The organism is Vibrio jasicida 090810c, assembly GCF_002887615.1.
Classification (GTDB): domain Bacteria; phylum Pseudomonadota; class Gammaproteobacteria; order Enterobacterales; family Vibrionaceae; genus Vibrio; species Vibrio jasicida.
In genome coordinates, this window is record NZ_CP025792.1 from 2,982,169 (window position 1) to 2,999,315 (window position 17,147).

Sequence of the window (17,147 nt, forward strand, 5' to 3'; positions counted from 1 at the left end):
TGTTTATCCCTCTTTAATAAGTAAAGTGGGTAGATAAATCAGATTTTCATTTGTATCAGGGACGTTCAGTTTCGTTGGGGAGAAGCCATCTATCATGATGGTGTAATCGCCCGGCGCAACGCCTTCTACAACAAATCTACCTGATCGGTTAGTGAAAAATTCATACGTTTTCTGTTGTCCAACTAACTGACCTTGGAATAGTTTTAATGGTTTATTCTGGCTAAGTTCAATCGTACCAATGATGGTTTTCGATGCCGCAGACCCTATTTTTATGAGGTGTCCGGTTTGAGACCCTGGAGTAATGTTGTACTCACTGTCGCCAAAGTCATACCCGACGGGCGCATCAGGCACATTGATAAATATCGTTGATAACTGGTGCCCACCAGACAATTGAACCGCATTATTTATTGTAGAAGTTGATATGGCTTCTGCGGGATCATCCGCGACAGCATTGATCTCGACGTCTGCGTTTAGTGACTCATGAACTGCGACAATCGCAACTGGGCCATTTATTGGGCGCGACCACGCCAAGTTACCGTCTGCTAATGTCAATGCCGTACTAGCGCGAACGGAAGCCGTTTGGTAACTGTCTGCGTTATCAAATTCTAGGTGGAAGACCTTGGCATCGGCAATAAATCGGTTGGCAACATAATCGCCTTCAACGGAATAGGTTTGTGAATCTGCATCGCCTTCCGCGGTCATAGCATAGCCATAGCTGCCAGTGTAATCATCGGATGGACGTTGGAATTGTGCTCGATAAGTATCGGGCTCATTCGAATAGGAAACATTGGCGTTATATTCCCCAGAAACCGAATTCCAATCCCAATCCGCGGAGAAGGTGAAGCGCGTTTCATCAATATTGTCGTTTGGGTTCTCCTCTTTTTCTACACCAGCAGAGAGCGAGAGGCTATACCATTGCCACGCAATTTCTGACGAAACTAGCCATTCAATTTCCTCTTCTTCAAAATCACGATAGTCCCCAGTTAAGATGAGATTGAGATCATCCGTAATGGTAAATACATAGTTAGAGAACACTCGTAACCCTGTCGCTGAAGGGCCAATTTGCCAAGGCAGTGAAAAATACTGATCTTGATATTCAGCACCTAAGCGAAAGTTTGGTGAGCCATAACTGTCCGTTCCCCAAAGTTGATGAGAGTAATCCAGGCTGTAAATGCTGCCAGTTTCATCATTGGGTTTGTTGTTTTGAGCGGAGGCCCTTAACCCCAAATTCCCCCAATCTGAACCAATGGTAGCGATAACACCAAGTTGTTGCCCATCTGGGTGATACAAGCCGTTTACGCCAAGCGTTAAGGTATCGCTGATACCATAATCGTAATACCCAGACGTTACCCATTGCTCATCATCGTATTTGAAGTTGTTGTCCTCAATCGTCGAAATCAGTCCTGAGTAAAATCCAAAATCAGAGATGCCTTCACGCAGTAGGCGAGAATTGAAAAATTGGCTATAAACAATGGTGTCTGTGCGGCCTGATTGATAACTGATGTCTAACCGAACATCATTAGTGCCAGAGACCAACGGAAGGTCATCAAGGGTGTATCGGCCTGGTGGAAGTCGGATTTCGGTGAGGAAAATATCATTGATGTAAATCTCCACATCAGCACTTTCGTTAAGCACTAAAGGTTGTGTACCACCATTTTGAATATTGCGAGTTGGTTGAAGGTCTTGATACAAACGTTCAAATGCAACGCCGCCTAACGGTGTACTAGGCAAATGACCGGCACTGGTTTGAGTCACATCACCGAAGGTTAAACGCCAAGGCGTGCTCGGTTCATCGAAGAAGAGTCTTGCCTCTCCACGATAAACGTCAGAGTCAATATCGTCGCCACCAGTAATAAAACCCGAGACGTCGATATTGGCACCACGAACCCCACCTATGTTGGCCTTCACCAACCATTCTCCTAACCATGTCTGCGTATTTTCACTGTCTGAATCGCTAAACAAGGTGTAATCAGTACTGGCATTGAAAGTGTTTTGCATGGTCCAAAATGCACTCTCTGAATATTGCGCAGGCTCGTATTTACTGCCGAAAGAAAGCAGGAAATCAGCCGCTGCGGATTCATCAATCACGAGGTTGATGCTTTGATCTGATGAATTGAATTCTGCTGCTATTCCCATCTGCTTCAATTGCTCGACCGTGACATACTCATCTGGTAAGTTTCGGAGGGCGTCGAGCGTACCAGCATTGACTAATTGCTCAGTTGCTTGTGTCAATTGTTCTACATTGATGGAGCCAACTGTGATCCCATCCGAATACGCATCGATTTCTCCAAGGGTCCTTTCTCCCCATATCAACGGAAATGGAAACAACCAACTTTGAGCAGTTGCAGTTTGCAAGGTCAGCAAGAAGATAAGGCCTATAATGAGATTCTTCATGAAAACCTCATTAGTCTAATGTTTTTACGGTGACTTTCTTTGGTTGTCCTAACTTGCTAGGAAGGGCGTATTTCACCGTGCTCCCCGGCATTAAATAAGCACTACTCTTATTGCTCAACACTTCCCAATCGATAGTCTCGTTTGACTTGCCTCCGGAGAAATTGAATTCCATCCCGTTCATATTCAGTACGCGTTTGCCATCGTTGGTTAACGCAACTTGGTTATTTTGAATCGACGCTTTTGGAATGGATTTGCTGGATGCTGGTGAAACGAAGGCAAGGGTCGCAAACTCTAATAGCATTGAGATCGAACTGTCATCCGTCTCGTCTTCGACCTGATTTTCAAGTTCAATCTGAGTAAAGATAATTCGGTAGGTGACTGTCTGGCTGATGTTACCTTTCGGCATGTGACGGACGCGGAATGTTTGTGATTTTTGTCCATCGATTTTGGCTTGAGGTGGGAGAACTAAGAAGTCCTCTTCTGATGGCGTTAAGATTTCCTCCCCACTAGAGAAATCAGCTTGATAGACACTCACTTCAAGCAGAATGGGCTCTTCTTCTACATTTGTTACTTTATAAAGCCCTTGGGAACCCCGTCCCACATCATCAAGCTCTAAGTAAATCGGACTTACCTCATAAGCAAATAAGACAGAACTGAACAATAAAGAAAAGAGAAGAGTGGTGATCCTAGCCATAGATTTATCTCCCTATAACAAACTTGGCTCGATAACCGAGCCAAGTTTTTTTGCCTTTACCTTTAAAAGATATTATCTATAAAGATGTCGTTCGGTTAAGGCATTACTGGACCTGATGCAGCAAGGCTTACTTTGATACGACCTTTATATTTACCAGCTCGTGCAAAGCCTGAATCTTCAGGTTTCACGTAAATTGGATGCTTGTTGATCTTGTTCACCAAGTGCTCACCAACTGATGGAAGCGGAGTTGCCATTTGCTCCATGCCATGGTGGTTTTTAGTGTTCGCAACGGTTTCAGAGCCAATTTTTACTTTATAGTTAATTTTCATGCCCATATTGTGTTTAGTAACACCGCGAAGTTTGTAAGCAGTTACTGAGAAGTCCAAATCAGTACCGTAGTTACACCAAGCGCGTAAGTTACCAACTAACACTTTCTTGTTGTTGAACCCGTTATCCCACGAATCTGAGTGCACTTTGTTTGCTTTACGCAGAACATTGTTTTTCACATCTTTCTTACCGATTCGTAGTAAACAACGTTTTGGCACACGACCTTCAATACGAATCGTTTTTTGGTCAGTTTTGCTCAGCGTTGTAAAGTCTACTGGGTTGTTAAACTGAACCGCAGAAGCGCCAAAAGAAAGTGAAGCAGCAGCTGCAGCTACAGCTGAAGCAAGAAGTAACTTTTTCATAACTCAATCCCTCGTTAGTAATGAATGCATATCGTTGCATCGCTCTACTAGCTTATGAGGAGAGGAGTCTCTCAACCTCACCGACAAAGGTGAGGTGATGTTATTAGTTAGGGTGAAAAAGGGGTGAACTTGGTTCAACTCTATTTGATTACACCCTGACTAATGTTGAACTAATCAATAATCCTTTTTTATTTCTTATAGTTAGCTTAGAACTGATCTTTTGCCATCGCCATTAACTCGTAGCGAGAATGCACATCTAATTTATGCAATACGTTGGACGCATGAGTTTTGACCGTATTCACACTCACATTTGAGTGTCTTGCGATTTGCGTATTAGAGAGACCTTGAAGCATGAGTTTGCACACTTCACTCTCTCTTTTGGTAAGCAAGAATTTAGAGCTAAGCTCTTCGGCCGCGACGACAGGGTTTTCAGTCCCCTGTTGGTAGTGATGAATGGCTTTATTTAAGATGTGGCGCGGGAACCAAACATCGCCATTTGCGACCGCAGAGACGGCTTTGGGAAGCAGTTCCAGTCCATGGCAAATCTGCCCTGAGTAGCCTTTTTCTAGCCACTCTAATGAGGTTTGGGAGCTGACATTAACGGCGATCCATTTTTCATCTCGTTCGTTAGGCGCAATACCATATCGCTTAGGGCATGGCATGGTCTGTACGTCGAACAATATGATTGAGTTGAGACTGTTTTCATCCAACTGGGTGAAGCGGTCGCTATTGACGAAGTTGACGTATGGAAAGGAAACCTTAATCAAGTCGCGAATCACCCTAGAGTATGAATTATCTCGACTTAAAAGGTGTACAACAAAATGCTGAGTACTGAATTCCATGGCAAATATTCCTGTAGGTCTAGTCTTTGATTTTTTATTAACCTAGTTCTCAACGCGTTGATGTATAAAAGTATTTAACGAATAGACTGCGGCATATGATTCATGCATTTTCATATTGTTGTAAGCAAAACTACGCTAACAAATCATGTGCACCTGTATTAAAAAAGGTTAGTACCAAATGACTAGAATACAAATATCGATAAGACAATAAGTTAGGAAAATAAGCGGTGAAGCTAGAGCGGGCGGAGTATGAAAAGGTATGAAAAGAATCACCCCTGATGCGCAACTTTGTCAGCATCAGGGGTGATATTGGGGTGAGTTAGGAAGGATAATTACAAATCTTCTTCCCAAACAACGAGATCGCCTTTCGGCCAGTTGTGACCAATTTCATGATACTTTTGTTCAAGCACATGACGTTTTATCTTGAGTGTTGGTGTGAGCACGCCATTCTCTATACTCCACGGGTCTTGGATCATCAATACCCCTTTAATCTGTTCATGAGACTCTAAATCTTGGTTCATTCTCTCAATCACTTTACGAGTGGTACGAGCGTAGCGCTCTCGATCAAAGTTCGGGAAGTCATGTGGCACGACCAACAGAATCGGTGCAGGCAGACCTAAGCCGATCAAGCACATCATTTCTACACGGCTGTACTCAAAGAGCTTATTCTCAATTGGTACTGGAGCAACAAACTTACCCTTGGCGGTTTTAAAGGTGTCCTTTTTACGACCTTGAATGGTGAGGTAGCCTTCCGCATCAATAAAGCCGATATCGCCTGTATGCAGCCAACCATCGCTGTCAAATGACTCTTGAGTTGCGATGTCGTTTTTGTAATAACCCGAGAATAAGCCGTTACCACGAACCATGATTTCATCATCGTCAGCGATTTTAAGTTCAATGCCAGGGCCTGCATTACCGACCGAGCCAATCTTATCTGCGCGGAACGGATAGTTTAGTGTGCTGTAAGCGAAAGATTCGGTCATGCCCCAAGCTTCGGTAATGTTGAGGCCGACACTGCGGTACCACTCCAATAAGGCAGGAGATACTGGCGCAGAGCCACATCCCAATACACGTGCTTGATCAAGGCCAAGGCCGTCAGCCAGCTTCTTCTTAATAAGAGAGTTGACGAAAGGAATCTTCAACAGAATATTGAGTTTTTTCTGTGGCAGTTTGTCTTGAATACGTTGTTGGAACAGTGTCCATAAGCGTGGCACGGAGATAAACAGCGTAGGGCGGTGCATCTTCACGTCTTCGATAAAAGTATCGAGTGACTCTGGGAAAGCAGTCGTTACGCCACCCATGACTGACGAACCAAAGATGTATACCCGCTCAGTAATGTGCGCAAGCGGCAAGTAAGAGAACAAGCGATCGTTTTCTTGTATACCAATATGGTTGATCAGTTGTTGTACTGACCAACTGAACGCGCCATAGGTCAGCATTGCGCCTTTAGGCAGGCCAGAAGTACCAGATGTATAAACCAGAGACATTAGCTTATCATCGTAGTGCTGAGGACGCTCCTCACTCGGCTGCGCATTAGCGATCAATGCTTTAAATTGATGTTGGCACTTCGGCGCGGTATCGTAAGGTAAAGCAATGCTGATCACATCAGGCATGGCGTCAATGACTTGTTGGGTCGCGGCCGGATCATCCAACTTACCGCCTATGATCGCTTTACTTTCACTGTGTGTAAGGCAGTACTCAATGGTATCTGCACCCGCAGTCGGGAAAATAGGTACGCTGACGTAATCGCCGAGCATCATGGCAAGGTCACAGATAAACCATTCGGCACAGTTTTTTGAAACCAGCGCGACTTTATCGCCCGGCTGAATCCCCAAATTGCGCAAAGCGGTAACCAATTTTAGTGCTTGGTCGGCCACTTCGGCGTAGGTGAACTCAACAAACTGTCGGTTGATGATTTGTTTTAAGTAGACTTCATCTGGGCGCTCCGCTGCCCATTTGAGAATCATTTCATTTGGTGGTGGGAGAGCGCAAGTCTGCTCACTTAACTCGTTAGGCTGAATCATTCTCTAACTCCATGTTAATCGCAGGTTTGTTGTTGTTAATGTAATGTTAACGATAGCATGAGTATGATTATTTGGGGAGAGAAAAAACAGTAACTTGCTGTCAAGGATCACAGCTTATCGATTCTTTGGGCCAAAGTACGGTTAAGTCCATCATTAAGGTGTATTGGTGAGGTGCTTTTTATAGTGCTGATAAAGCTTCATCACTTTCGCGACATAGAGCCGAGTTTCCTCAATTGGCAGTGCTTGTGTCAGTCGAAAATAGACTTCTTCATCATTTAATTTATTCATTTCTTTAGTAAAACTTGGAATGGACTGTGTATAAGACAAGTAGCGCATTAAATTCGATAAACCGCAGTTGTAGGCCGCAATTGCGAGTAAGGTTCGACTCTTTTCTGAGTGAATAGCGTGTAAATACTCCGTTTCGAGAATATGTAAATATGCCGTGCCTATATCGATATTAAACTCAGGCTCAAACAATGCTTCTCTTTCTATCCTTCGGCCAAAATAGAGCTGCTGAGAGACTTCTAATGCTCCACCGTTTTCCATCACCTGCATCAAGCCAATTGCATCGGCATGAGATACCGCATTGGGGTTAAATGCGCTTTCCGTATGAATGACAGCAAGAATAAGAGCAGGATCAATCTGCCATTGTTTTGATGCTGCGACGATGGTGGGTAAATACTGTAACGCGGCAGGCGATGTTGGCTTTTTGATGAACGAATAAACGGTTTGGGAAGAAGGCGTATTTTTTCCTCGAAGTTCAATAACGTGATTTCTTGAACTGGTAGAGGCGGTTGGAGCAGGTTTTAGCCTGAGCTTCTTATTGTTCAATGATTGCCGATTTTGTTGAGCAACGGAGTTTTTGTCTACCGCAGTCATTTTTGCTTGAATTGGGTAAGAGGCATAAAGCAAAACACTGCTCAAGACGATGAGAAGGTGGTTTTTGAATAATGGAGAGTAGAAAGACATCTCGACTCCGGTTAAAAGTGTTTGTGCCCTTTTCTTAATTTATCGTGCAACCATTGATGGTATTTGCCGTAGTCAGAGTGTATTGGCCAAATCAACGAGGCGTACAGCTGCTTCCCAAATAACGCACTTTCGCTGGGGGCCTTTGCTAACACCCCCTGATGCATGGAGTTATCAATCGTATGTTGCGGAAGGAACGCCATGCCTTTTTTAGCAATACACAATTCCATGATGGTACTGATGTCATCGAGTATCCACATGTTGTTTTTGGCTACATTCGAAAGGTCGATCAAATCTTCGCACCCATCCAATAAGAGTAGTCGAGACTCAGTGGGCTTACCCTCTTGAATTAACTCTCGATGCACAATCCAATTGCAGTTGACGGTAAAAAGCTCATCAATATTAAAGTCTAATTTGGTGCGGTGATAAGGGTTGCAGATGGCAATATCGATTTGGTTATTATTGACGTATTGACCCAGAATTCGACTTGGTTTAGTGACGACAGTAAGTTCAATTTCAGGAAAGGCTTCTGAGAACTCAATGAGTGCACTTTTGACTTCGTTGTTAAACACCAGAGAATCAATGCCGACTCGCATATGGTATAGATCAGTTCTCAACAGGGATTCGGCGATTTGGCTCAGTTCGTTGTACTTGTTGATGATGGGCGTTGCCAGCTGATAGATCTTCTTTCCCCGTTCTGTTGGTTCAACTTGTTTGTTGCTTCTGTCTATTAGCAGATAGCCTAGCTCCTCTTCTAAGCTCTTCACCGCACCACTTACCGTCGATTGAGACTTACCTAACTTTCTCGCTCCACTGCTGAAAGAACCATAAGTGATCACGGCATGAAAAGAGATCAGATTGTCGAAGGGCAGTTTCATCGAGGTGCTTCCTCTTTCCTCTAGTCCTTAAGTTTTAGCTTAATGGGTATGAAGAAGGCTTAACTAACAATTTAGCTAAGTGTGACATGTGTCACAGTTTGAGTTTATGGTACAAAATCTTATTTTTGCCAGTCAAAGAAGAAGAGTGATAGCTAATTGACTGAACTGTAGATAGAAGTTTTTTCTGATACCTCTAAAGAATAAGGACAATTGGAATACAGAGTATTGGCAGAATCGGTCACACCGATGTTGTTCATTTTTGAGACAGTGATCCGGTGTCTACGATCAAAGTGCTAAGCAATTAGTACGAAACAAGGAAAGAGGGACAAACCATGATTACTAAACTTTATGTAGACATTACAAACTACCTAAATGAACTTAAAAATGATGAGCAGGGTGTAACTGCTATTGAGTACGGATTAATCGGTGTTGCAATGGCGGCATTCTTGATTCTTACCTTCGCTTCTGATGGATCTCTTATTACGGCATTGGATGGAGCGTTTGATGACATTGCTGCTGACTTGGATGCATTCTGAAACTAAAACAGGTTTTCCAAATATTGAATGTTGTTTTTATACATCACGTTAGCAACAGTCTGTCTTGTTGTGTCGCTTTCTGATATCAGAGAGCGAACCATCAAAAACAGTCACGTATTGGTGATTGCCGTTTTAGCGATTGCGATTGGCATTGCAGACTTTTCACTATCAAGTCTTTGGGTTTTAGGTATTTGTTGGTCTGCTTTGCTTTTCCTCCATGTAATTAGGGTACTTGGAGGAGGGGACGTAAAACTTATTGCTGCTTTTTCTTTCTCACTCCCAACTCAAAGCCTTTTAGAGGCATTGATTTTCGTTGGGATATACGGAGGGATATTGGCAGTAACCTACCTGATACTACCGCGACCATCTCACGTTACTGGAGAGGGTAAGAAATCTCAGATCGGGCTCCCCTACGGTGTTGCAATTTGTTGTGGGTTTTATACGGCACTTCTTTTGAAAACATCCGTTTAAAAAACGGGAGGGGCGTATGCGATCTCGTATAGGGATGGTTTTTGCACTGTTAGCATTACTGGTTGGAGGCATCGGACTTTACAACCATATGACTGCCCAGCCTCAACAGCAAAATCCAACCGTATCCCAACCAAGCAATTCAGATGAGCCACAGGCTCATTATGTTCAGGTCTGGCGTGCGAAGAGCAATCTAGAGCGCGGAACACCTATTGAAATCGATGATGTTCAAAAAGAGCAGATGTTGCTTAATATCGCTTTAGAAGAGGGGATTAACTCCGATATAAAGCTGGATTTCTCACCGTCTACTCTCCTTTCAAAAAACATTGAAGCTGGAAAAATCGTCTTCTCTGAATATCAAGTTAAAGAAAACGATCCTCGTTATATCGACCTTCTCATTACCGAAGGGAAAGAGCCGTATTCTTTACTGGTGAGTACTCGTAACTTGGTCAAAGGTTATATCCGTCCAGGTACTAATGTTGATGTACTTTCCGTGGGCTCCCCAAAAGAAAACTTATCCGATGAAGATACCGACGCAATTGATTTTAGTGGCGTGAACGCACAATTGATTTTGAGAAACGTCAAAGTGCTCAGTGTCGGTAATACCAAAGAGCCAGTGGACTCCCGAGTTAAATCAAATGTCTCAAGTGAAGATGATCATCAAATAGTCATCGTTGTTGAAGTCGAGCCCAGTGAGATCGCCAAGTTATCTATCGCGCAGAAAACGATGCATCTAGAGGTATACCGAAGCCATCGCTACAAAGAGCCTGTTTTCGCGGAAGTTCGTGATGTGATCGGCAATTATAGTGGCGTGACCGAGTTAAGAGGATCTTCTCGTCAATCTGCCCAAGGAGAGGAGCTGTGATGAAAACAAAAAGGATATTCTCATACGCTTGGTTTTTGGTGTTTTTATTTAGTTTTTCCGCTTTCTCTGGTGATCGTTATATCACGGTCAGTGATGGTCAACACATTGAGGTGAAAGAACCGATCTCGACCGTATTTGTCAGTGACCCTGAAATCGTCGACTACAACGTTGTAAATGAAAATACCGTCGTTGTTTTTGCCAAGGATGTCGGGCAAGCCAGATTCATCATTTACGGTAAATCGAAGAAAGTGCTGCTCTCTGACCGAATTATTGTCGATATTGATCTGTCGTTGGTCCGACGTCAAATCAAGCTTCACTACCCTGAACTCAACATCAAAGTGGAATCGGTGGGTAATCAGGTCGCAGTGAGTGGGGTTGTTGAATCGGAACAGCAACGTGATGATATTTATCGAATGGTCGCTACTTTGCTAGGAAGAGACAAAACGGAGAAGTGGGAAGAGACCCAAGTCCTTGAGTTTGAAAGTGACGCTTACGATGTTGAAGAACCTCAAAGCATGATCTTTGCTCGCAATATGACGTGGGAAGGCATATTAGAACTTATTGAGGTCGCGACGGATCAACAGGTCAATGTGAAAATATCGGTCGCTCAAGTGACAGAAACATTCGCTCAAACTGTAGGTGTGGATTGGTCTTCTGTTGGGGCGGATGTCGGTGAGTTTTTATTCCAACAATTTGATGCTGCCGATCTCACCACTTTGATCACTGCACTTGGTAATGAAAACGTTGCCCAAGTCCTCGCCGAGCCAAACCTTACCGTTATCTCAGGAGAGTCTGCGAGCTTTCTCGTTGGTGGCGAAGTGCCCGTGATTGTTACCACCAATAATAATATCAACATTACCTTCCGAGAGTTTGGTATCAAACTCGACCTTACCGCGAAAGTCCTTCATGAGGGCAAAATTCGAATGCGCCTCATGCCTGAAGTTAGCGAAGTAGAAAGATACATTCGCTCTGCTGGGCTAGAAGTGCCCCAATTTGCAACTCGAAGAGCTATGACCACGATTGAACTTGGTGATGGCGATAGTTTTGTACTTGGTGGGCTGATGAGTAGTGCCGATTTAGAAGAGCTGCAAAAAATTCCACTGCTTGGCGATATTCCTGTTCTCGGGGCTGCGTTTCGCAAAGCCTCTACAGATAGACGACGCACAGAGCTGATCATTGTTGCGACCGTTAATCTTGTCAAACCAATGAAGAAGAAAGATATCCAAATGCCCTACATGAGCAAAACGTCGACACTTCGCCGTTGGTTGAAAATTTCGGATAGTGAAGAAGGCAACAAAGGCAATGACCCAACCATTCAATTGCTGTCTCAGGGAGGGTTTATTCAATGAAAACTTTATTTGTGGCAGTGTTAAGCGCGTTATTACTTTCTGGGTGTGCTGAGCGTTATTTCAATGGACCAGGAGCGGAAGCGCTTATTTACCCTGAAACCCATATCTATCAGTTTACGGTGAAATCTACTCAACAAACGGAAGAAAAGTTGAACATGATTTTTGACACGGTTGACGAGATAGATTCAGGGGCGAGTTACCTTGTTGAATATCGGAGCAATAAGGGCAAAAAAGTGGTTTATAAATCACTTAAAGACAAGACGGCGTTGCGTTTGAGAGCGGATGAGTTTGTTGTGCGCCAAAACAGTTCGCTGTCGAATGACATCCAACTGACGATTACTTACCACGCATTAGTGACGCACCAGTGCGCACCTTCTGAGATAGAAGAGGTGAATGTCAGTCGGAATTGCTTTTCTGAAGTAGCTCGGATGAAGCAAGTCTCACACAAGGAACGTATCGTGGAGGGATTGTGATGTTTGACTTAGGAAAATCTCTCAAAGAGAGCAAACCGCAAATCATAGAAAGTGCACATGGGCCAACAGGGTGTGTACTGCTTTACCAGAGCTTAGAATGTATGTCTTTGGTTCAAGAAATGTTCGAGTTTGAAGGGTGGAGTGCACCAACGTGTGTAAAACAGAGTTCGGTTCCTAAAGGCTTTTACTCTGAGCAAAGTGGGAATATTGTCATTCTTGAACTCACGGAGTCTTCTGACATTGTCACGGATGCTCAAGCGTTAACCAACCAAATGCCGACCCACAAAGGTATTATTGTCATCGGTACAGAAGACTCCATCTGCGTCTTACGTCAGCTCAAAGAGTTAGGGTTCTATTATCTTTATTGGCCAATCAACAAGCACGAGTTTGCTGATTTCGTCATGAATGTACATCGTAATTTGCAGACTTACACAGGGGTAAGTAAACAGCGAAAAGCAAAGCGTGTTGCAGTTGTCGGAAGCAAAGGTGGGATAGGGACGTCGTTTATTGCCACTGAAATTAGCTCGAAGTTAGCCGCCAATAATATCGATAATGTGTTGGTCGACCATCAATACAATGACAGCAATATTGATGTGCTCCTTGCGCTAGATGACTTCAAATCTCGCTCCATCGACGAATACTCTGTCCCTATCCATGAGTTAGATACGGAAGGGGCATTAAGTCATCTGACCAAAGTGCGTAAAAACTTACGTTTACTTTCACTTAATAGTGACCGATCTCAGTCAGACATTTTCAGTTATAGCCAGACACTTTGCGAATTATTGAGTCGAAATACCAACTTTATGATCGAAGACTTCTCGGGAAGCGTCGACTTTCGTGTTGACCCCAATATGTTGATTGAAAATTACGACGTGGTCGTGGTGGTTTTTGAGCCTTCGGTTTCTTCCGTCCGCAATGCCAAAGCGTTACTTGAACAGCTTGAGAATAAGCAGCTTTCAATGAGCAAGCGGATCCGGATTATTACACTTGCAAATCACCACCGACCAGAGAACACGTTTGTTATCGAACAAAATGATCTCCAGAAATATCTTGGTTCTGAAGTCAATCTTGATATGGGGTATTGTCGCTCACTGGCTCACCTTCTTATTGAGGGCAAGCGCGCGCACAAACACGATCGAAATATCAATCATGCTATCGATGATCTTACTCGTTTGATCAATGGACAATCCACTCAACATGCTAGCGGTTGGCTCGCTAGATTGGGGGTAAGATGAGTTCAAATAAAGAGATCTACACGGCTTTTCGGTCACAGATTTTTGAGGCTTTAGATGTTGAAGCAATACAAAGCCTTTCTCGTTTGGAAATTGAAGGGCAAATCCGAAACGCTGTCGATGTTTTAGCGGCGAACTTTGATCGTCCAGTCACGACCATGATGAAGTCAAGTTTGGTCAAAAGCATGCTGGATGAACTCTTTGGTCTTGGGCCGATTCAATCGCTGGTTGATGACCGAGCGATAACCGACATCATGGTAAATGGCCCCAATAACGTCTTTTTTGAGAAGCATGGCAAATTAGAAAAGTCGGACATTACCTTCATCGATGAAGAGCAAGTCCTGACGATAGCAAAACAAATTGCTGCGCGGATCGGACGTCGTGTGGATGAGCTTTCTCCTACCGTAGATGCGCGTCTTGAGGATGGTAGTCGTGTCAACATCGTTATTCCACCCATTGCCTTAGATGGTACCTCAATTTCGATACGTAAATTCCGCGAACAAAATATCGGGCTAGAAGAGCTTGTTGATTTTGGTTCACTGTCGATGGACATGGCGAGATTGTTATCAATTGCTTCCCGTTGCCGAATGAACATTTTGATCTCGGGTGGTACGGGTTCAGGTAAAACCACCTTATTGAATTCGCTTTCACAATACATCAGTGAAGACGAGCGTATTGTGACAATTGAGGATGCGGCAGAGCTTCGTTTAGAGCAACCCAACCTAGTTCGCCTAGAAACGAGAGCGGAGAGTGTGGAACACACGGGCTTAGTGACTCAGCGTGATTTGGTTATTAATGCGCTTCGTATGCGCCCTGATCGAATCATCCTCGGTGAGTGTCGCGGCTCAGAAGCATTTGAGATGCTCCAAGCAATGAATACGGGTCACGAAGGCTCCATGTCGACACTACATGCTAACTCGCCACGAGATGCAATATCACGCGTGGAATCCATGGTAATGATGGCGAACTTAAATCAGCCTCTCGATGCTATTCGACGCGCGATTGTGAGTGCTATTGAGCTGGTGGTTCAAGTGAACCGACTGCGTGATGGTTCAAGGAAAATAACCAGCATCTCTGAAATCGTAGGGCTCGAAGGCGATAGCGTGGTGATGGAGGAAATCTTCCGTTTTCAATACGACGAAGTGGGTTATGGTGAAGCAGTAAGAGGACGCTTTATGACCGAGGGCCTTATGCAGCGCTCCGAGCTTGTTAAAAAAGCACATTTTTACGGCTTGTATGAAGAGCTGATGCAAGCTTTCCAAGGAGCAAGATCATGATGTTATGGATTGCTTTTATCTTATTTGGTATTGCCGTTTTGCTTTTAACGAGCCATCGAAGAAGCAAAATAGGGAATTATTTTCCAGAGACTGAAGTCGACGAAGATATTATTGCGGCGATTAATTTGAACGCATTGATGGAACAAAAGCGTTGGCAGAGATTCAAAAATAATTTATCTCCCGCAATAAAGGTTTTAGGACCAAGAGCAAATTTCATTATTTTTTTGTTTATCGTTCTTTCTGCTTATTTAAGTTATTACGTCATTTATGAAGTTCTCAATATTAAATCAATGCTACTTTCTATTGGTATTTTTACGTTTTCAGTAGTTTGGGCCTATTACTGGTTGCAAAACAAACGTCGCTTAGATTTCGAGAAGAAATTTCCGGACGCATTGAACATTTTGATGAGTGCCGTAACCGCTGGTGAGAGTTTAATGCACGCTTTTTCTTTTGTTGGCGAAAACATGGAAGGAGAAGTCGGGCGAGAATTTAAAGAGATGGGCGATCGACTTAAGCTGGGGGAAAATGCAGAAAAGGTGTTACTTCGCTCTTGTAAAGCATTCCCTTATCCAGAATACATCTTCTTTACCATTACGATACGCGCCAATATTAACCGTGGTGGACAACTAAAAAATGTATTGGCAAGGCTAATTCGCATTTTGGTTGATGCCAGAACGTTAGAGTCGAAAAAAATGGCGATGACCTCTGAGGCACGCATCTCCGCTAAAGTAGTCGCTGCAATACCGATCGCATTTGCATTCATGGTCAATCAAATTGATCCGAGCCACATCGACTTTATTCTTAATGACCCTCAAGGGCGGATGGTACTTTACTATGTTGTAGGTAGTGAGGTGTTAGGTTTATTCGTTGTTTGGCTTCTTGTAAAAGGAGTAAGACGATGATTTTATCGCTGAGTATTTTATTGATTATTTTTTCGTTGTCATTTTTGATTTATGACTATTATTTCACTCGTAAAAAAGAGTTGGTACTGAGCAAGTATCTTAAATATGGCCAAAAACAACCGGCAAAGAAAAAAATTGATTCCTTCATTGTTAAATTTGGTGAAGGAAACAAAAAAGATTTAGAGCAAAAACTTCTTAACGCCGGATACTACAATAAAGATTTAGCGAAATATTACTTCCCTTTAAAAGCAGTTGTTTTTCTTTTAGTAACCGTATTTATATGGTTGTTAGACATGGCATTAATTAATAAGTTATTAGTTTCAATCATTGCTGTTATTAGTATCATCATTGTTCCAGATCTGTTGCTCGAGATGCGAAAGCGCATGTTAGTGCGAAAGGTTTCGAAAAACCTTCCTTATGTCCTCGATATTATGTCTGTTTGCGTGCAAACCGGTATGACAATTGAAGCGTCGTTTGCGTATTTAGCACAAGAGCTAAAAATCTTCGATAAAGATTTATGTTATCAAATCAATAAAACATCAGAAGCCGGCAAAGTACATGGGATAGAAAAAGCATTGCATGATCTTTCCGTTCGCTTGCCTGCACCAGAAATCAACAGCTTTGTCTTAACGATTATTCAAAACCTTCACTATGGCGCATCCGTTGCGAATGTTTTAAGTGATTTAGCCGAAGATATGCGTCGGATTCAATTACTCGAAATTGAAGAGAAAATGGGTAAATTGTCAGCCAAAATGAGTGTGCCTTTGATCTTGCTGATCATGTTTCCAATCGTCATTTTTATTCTTGCTCCTGGCTTTTTACAAATCGACTTTACGAGCTTTAGAGGGGGTAAATAATGAATAAGGCGACTTTTTTGAGTATTCCACTACTTTTGCTGTTTGGTTGCTCTTCCACAATAGAGAGTGAAGAGAGTGTGGTGCAAAACATGGAGCGTGTTGATAACCATACAGGCCTGATTAATCACTATAAAGGGCATCTAGAAAAGCGACCTGAAGACGTCCAGATCATGCAGGAATTGGCAAAAGTGTATTTTGATAAGGGCGATATCGAGTCGGCTAAGTTTTATGCTGACCATTTGCTCAATCAAGGGGTGAAGAATAGTGAGCTCCTGCAATTAAGAGGTCAGATTCATAGCCAAGATGGTGAAGATTCTTTGGCTCTGAAACGCTATAAAAGCTCGATTGAAATGGGCAACAACAGCGGAGAAATCTATGTTTTATCGGGCATCTCCTATTGCAATACCGACCAGTTCTCTCAAGCAAAAAATGCGTTCAATCAAGCTCGTCTAAAAGGCTATAACGACGTGGCGGTGAAAAACAATTTAGCCGTAGTTTATCTTGCACAACGACAGTATGACGACGTGATATCGCTATTGGTTCCTGTTTATCAAGAGAACCCAAGTAACCAGAAAGTGCGAGCGAATTTGGCTATCGCACTGTTCAAAGTAGGGGATGTCTATCAAGCGAGAGATTTACTTGAAGGAGCATTTACCGATTCTCAAGTAGCGCAAATCTCGAGGAAGTTACACCGGTAATAA

Annotated in this window: 17 protein-coding genes; 10 read left to right on the forward strand and 7 right to left on the reverse strand. The window is 43.2% G+C overall.

Going from position 1 to position 17,147, the window contains the following annotated elements; translation table 11 throughout:
- Positions 1-3: 3 nt before the first annotated feature.
- The 7 genes from C1S73_RS14270 to C1S73_RS14300 all read right to left on the reverse strand — a co-directional run bounded on the left by C1S73_RS14270 (position 4) and on the right by C1S73_RS14300 (position 8,487).
- Complete coding sequence (locus tag C1S73_RS14270; RefSeq protein WP_038865929.1) at positions 4-2,394, reverse strand: fimbria/pilus outer membrane usher protein; 2,391 nt, start codon at positions 2,392-2,394, stop codon at positions 4-6.
- Between the two features lie 10 nt (positions 2,395-2,404).
- Positions 2,405-3,088 (reverse strand): fimbrial biogenesis chaperone, encoded by a 684-nt coding sequence (locus C1S73_RS14275; RefSeq protein ID WP_038865930.1) that lies wholly within the window; start codon positions 3,086-3,088, stop codon positions 2,405-2,407.
- 95 nt (positions 3,089-3,183) lie between these two features.
- Positions 3,184-3,777 carry a hypothetical protein gene (locus tag C1S73_RS14280; protein WP_038865931.1) on the reverse strand — a complete coding sequence of 198 codons (594 nt, stop codon included), beginning with the start codon at positions 3,775-3,777 and terminating at the stop codon, positions 3,184-3,186.
- A gap of 206 nt (positions 3,778-3,983) precedes the next feature.
- Positions 3,984-4,619, reverse strand: coding sequence for a response regulator transcription factor (locus C1S73_RS14285; protein ID WP_038865932.1), 636 nt, complete (start codon positions 4,617-4,619; stop codon positions 3,984-3,986).
- 332 nt (positions 4,620-4,951) lie between these two features.
- The gene (locus tag C1S73_RS14290; RefSeq protein WP_038865934.1) at positions 4,952-6,643 is read right to left on the reverse strand and encodes an AMP-binding protein; all 1,692 of its coding nucleotides are present in this window, start codon (positions 6,641-6,643) and stop codon (positions 4,952-4,954) included.
- A gap of 153 nt (positions 6,644-6,796) precedes the next feature.
- A complete protein-coding gene (locus C1S73_RS14295; RefSeq protein ID WP_227740518.1) occupies positions 6,797-7,522 on the reverse strand; it encodes a transglycosylase SLT domain-containing protein in 726 nt (241 codons plus the stop codon).
- A 101-nt stretch (positions 7,523-7,623) separates the two neighbouring features.
- Entirely contained in the window at positions 7,624-8,487 is an 864-nt protein-coding gene (locus tag C1S73_RS14300) for a LysR family transcriptional regulator (RefSeq protein WP_038865937.1), read from the reverse strand.
- A gap of 332 nt (positions 8,488-8,819) precedes the next feature.
- On the opposite strand from C1S73_RS14300, the gene C1S73_RS14305 reads away from it, so the two are divergent.
- Genes C1S73_RS14305 through C1S73_RS14350 form a run of 10 tightly spaced genes read left to right on the forward strand, consistent with a single transcriptional unit; the run spans position 8,820 to position 17,144 of the window.
- Positions 8,820-9,023, forward strand: coding sequence for a Flp family type IVb pilin (locus C1S73_RS14305; RefSeq protein ID WP_038865939.1), 204 nt, complete (start codon positions 8,820-8,822; stop codon positions 9,021-9,023).
- Between the two features lie 27 nt (positions 9,024-9,050).
- Positions 9,051-9,494, forward strand: a complete 444-nt coding sequence (locus C1S73_RS14310; RefSeq protein ID WP_038865941.1) for an A24 family peptidase — start codon at positions 9,051-9,053, stop codon at positions 9,492-9,494.
- A gap of 16 nt (positions 9,495-9,510) precedes the next feature.
- Positions 9,511-10,356 (forward strand): Flp pilus assembly protein CpaB, encoded by an 846-nt coding sequence (cpaB, locus tag C1S73_RS14315; RefSeq protein WP_038865943.1) that lies wholly within the window; start codon positions 9,511-9,513, stop codon positions 10,354-10,356.
- Entirely contained in the window at positions 10,356-11,705 is a 1,350-nt protein-coding gene (locus C1S73_RS14320; RefSeq protein WP_050566679.1) for a type II and III secretion system protein family protein, read from the forward strand. The genes cpaB and C1S73_RS14320 overlap by 1 nt, the downstream gene beginning before the upstream one ends.
- Positions 11,702-12,178 carry a hypothetical protein gene (locus tag C1S73_RS14325; RefSeq protein WP_038865944.1) on the forward strand — a complete coding sequence of 159 codons (477 nt, stop codon included), beginning with the start codon at positions 11,702-11,704 and terminating at the stop codon, positions 12,176-12,178. The genes C1S73_RS14320 and C1S73_RS14325 overlap by 4 nt, the downstream gene beginning before the upstream one ends.
- A complete protein-coding gene (locus C1S73_RS14330) occupies positions 12,178-13,413 on the forward strand; it encodes a CpaE/TadZ family protein (protein WP_038865945.1) in 1,236 nt (411 codons plus the stop codon). Before C1S73_RS14325 ends, C1S73_RS14330 begins: the two co-directional genes overlap by 1 nt.
- Positions 13,410-14,687 (forward strand): TadA family conjugal transfer-associated ATPase, encoded by a 1,278-nt coding sequence (locus tag C1S73_RS14335; protein WP_038865947.1) that lies wholly within the window; start codon positions 13,410-13,412, stop codon positions 14,685-14,687. Before C1S73_RS14330 ends, C1S73_RS14335 begins: the two co-directional genes overlap by 4 nt.
- Entirely contained in the window at positions 14,687-15,589 is a 903-nt protein-coding gene (locus tag C1S73_RS14340) for a type II secretion system F family protein (protein ID WP_038866057.1), read from the forward strand. Before C1S73_RS14335 ends, C1S73_RS14340 begins: the two co-directional genes overlap by 1 nt.
- Entirely contained in the window at positions 15,586-16,446 is an 861-nt protein-coding gene (locus C1S73_RS14345) for a type II secretion system F family protein (protein WP_038865948.1), read from the forward strand. Before C1S73_RS14340 ends, C1S73_RS14345 begins: the two co-directional genes overlap by 4 nt.
- Positions 16,446-17,144 (forward strand): tetratricopeptide repeat protein, encoded by a 699-nt coding sequence (locus tag C1S73_RS14350; protein WP_038865949.1) that lies wholly within the window; start codon positions 16,446-16,448, stop codon positions 17,142-17,144. Before C1S73_RS14345 ends, C1S73_RS14350 begins: the two co-directional genes overlap by 1 nt.
- Positions 17,145-17,147: the final 3 nt, after the last annotated feature.

What these genes read in the sequence shown, in the direction of transcription:
- C1S73_RS14285 (WP_038865932.1), bottom strand. Translation starts at nt 4,619, where the DNA reads ATGGAATTCAGTACTCAGCATTTTGTTGTACACCTTTTAAGTCGAGAT.
- C1S73_RS14295 (WP_227740518.1), bottom strand. Translation starts at nt 7,522, where the DNA reads ATGACTGCGGTAGACAAAAACTCCGTTGCTCAACAAAATCGGCAATCA.
- cpaB (WP_038865943.1), top strand. Translation starts at nt 9,511, where the DNA reads ATGCGATCTCGTATAGGGATGGTTTTTGCACTGTTAGCATTACTGGTT.
- C1S73_RS14290 (WP_038865934.1), bottom strand. Translation starts at nt 6,643, where the DNA reads ATGATTCAGCCTAACGAGTTAAGTGAGCAGACTTGCGCTCTCCCACCA.
- C1S73_RS14325 (WP_038865944.1), top strand. Translation starts at nt 11,702, where the DNA reads ATGAAAACTTTATTTGTGGCAGTGTTAAGCGCGTTATTACTTTCTGGG.
- C1S73_RS14280 (WP_038865931.1), bottom strand. Translation starts at nt 3,777, where the DNA reads ATGAAAAAGTTACTTCTTGCTTCAGCTGTAGCTGCAGCTGCTGCTTCA.
- C1S73_RS14320 (WP_050566679.1), top strand. Translation starts at nt 10,356, where the DNA reads ATGAAAACAAAAAGGATATTCTCATACGCTTGGTTTTTGGTGTTTTTA.
- C1S73_RS14330 (WP_038865945.1), top strand. Translation starts at nt 12,178, where the DNA reads ATGTTTGACTTAGGAAAATCTCTCAAAGAGAGCAAACCGCAAATCATA.
- C1S73_RS14275 (WP_038865930.1), bottom strand. Translation starts at nt 3,088, where the DNA reads ATGGCTAGGATCACCACTCTTCTCTTTTCTTTATTGTTCAGTTCTGTC.
- C1S73_RS14305 (WP_038865939.1), top strand. Translation starts at nt 8,820, where the DNA reads ATGATTACTAAACTTTATGTAGACATTACAAACTACCTAAATGAACTT.
- C1S73_RS14345 (WP_038865948.1), top strand. Translation starts at nt 15,586, where the DNA reads ATGATTTTATCGCTGAGTATTTTATTGATTATTTTTTCGTTGTCATTT.
- C1S73_RS14310 (WP_038865941.1), top strand. Translation starts at nt 9,051, where the DNA reads ATGTTGTTTTTATACATCACGTTAGCAACAGTCTGTCTTGTTGTGTCG.
- C1S73_RS14350 (WP_038865949.1), top strand. Translation starts at nt 16,446, where the DNA reads ATGAATAAGGCGACTTTTTTGAGTATTCCACTACTTTTGCTGTTTGGT.
- C1S73_RS14300 (WP_038865937.1), bottom strand. Translation starts at nt 8,487, where the DNA reads ATGAAACTGCCCTTCGACAATCTGATCTCTTTTCATGCCGTGATCACT.
- C1S73_RS14335 (WP_038865947.1), top strand. Translation starts at nt 13,410, where the DNA reads ATGAGTTCAAATAAAGAGATCTACACGGCTTTTCGGTCACAGATTTTT.
- C1S73_RS14340 (WP_038866057.1), top strand. Translation starts at nt 14,687, where the DNA reads ATGTTATGGATTGCTTTTATCTTATTTGGTATTGCCGTTTTGCTTTTA.
- C1S73_RS14270 (WP_038865929.1), bottom strand. Translation starts at nt 2,394, where the DNA reads ATGAAGAATCTCATTATAGGCCTTATCTTCTTGCTGACCTTGCAAACT.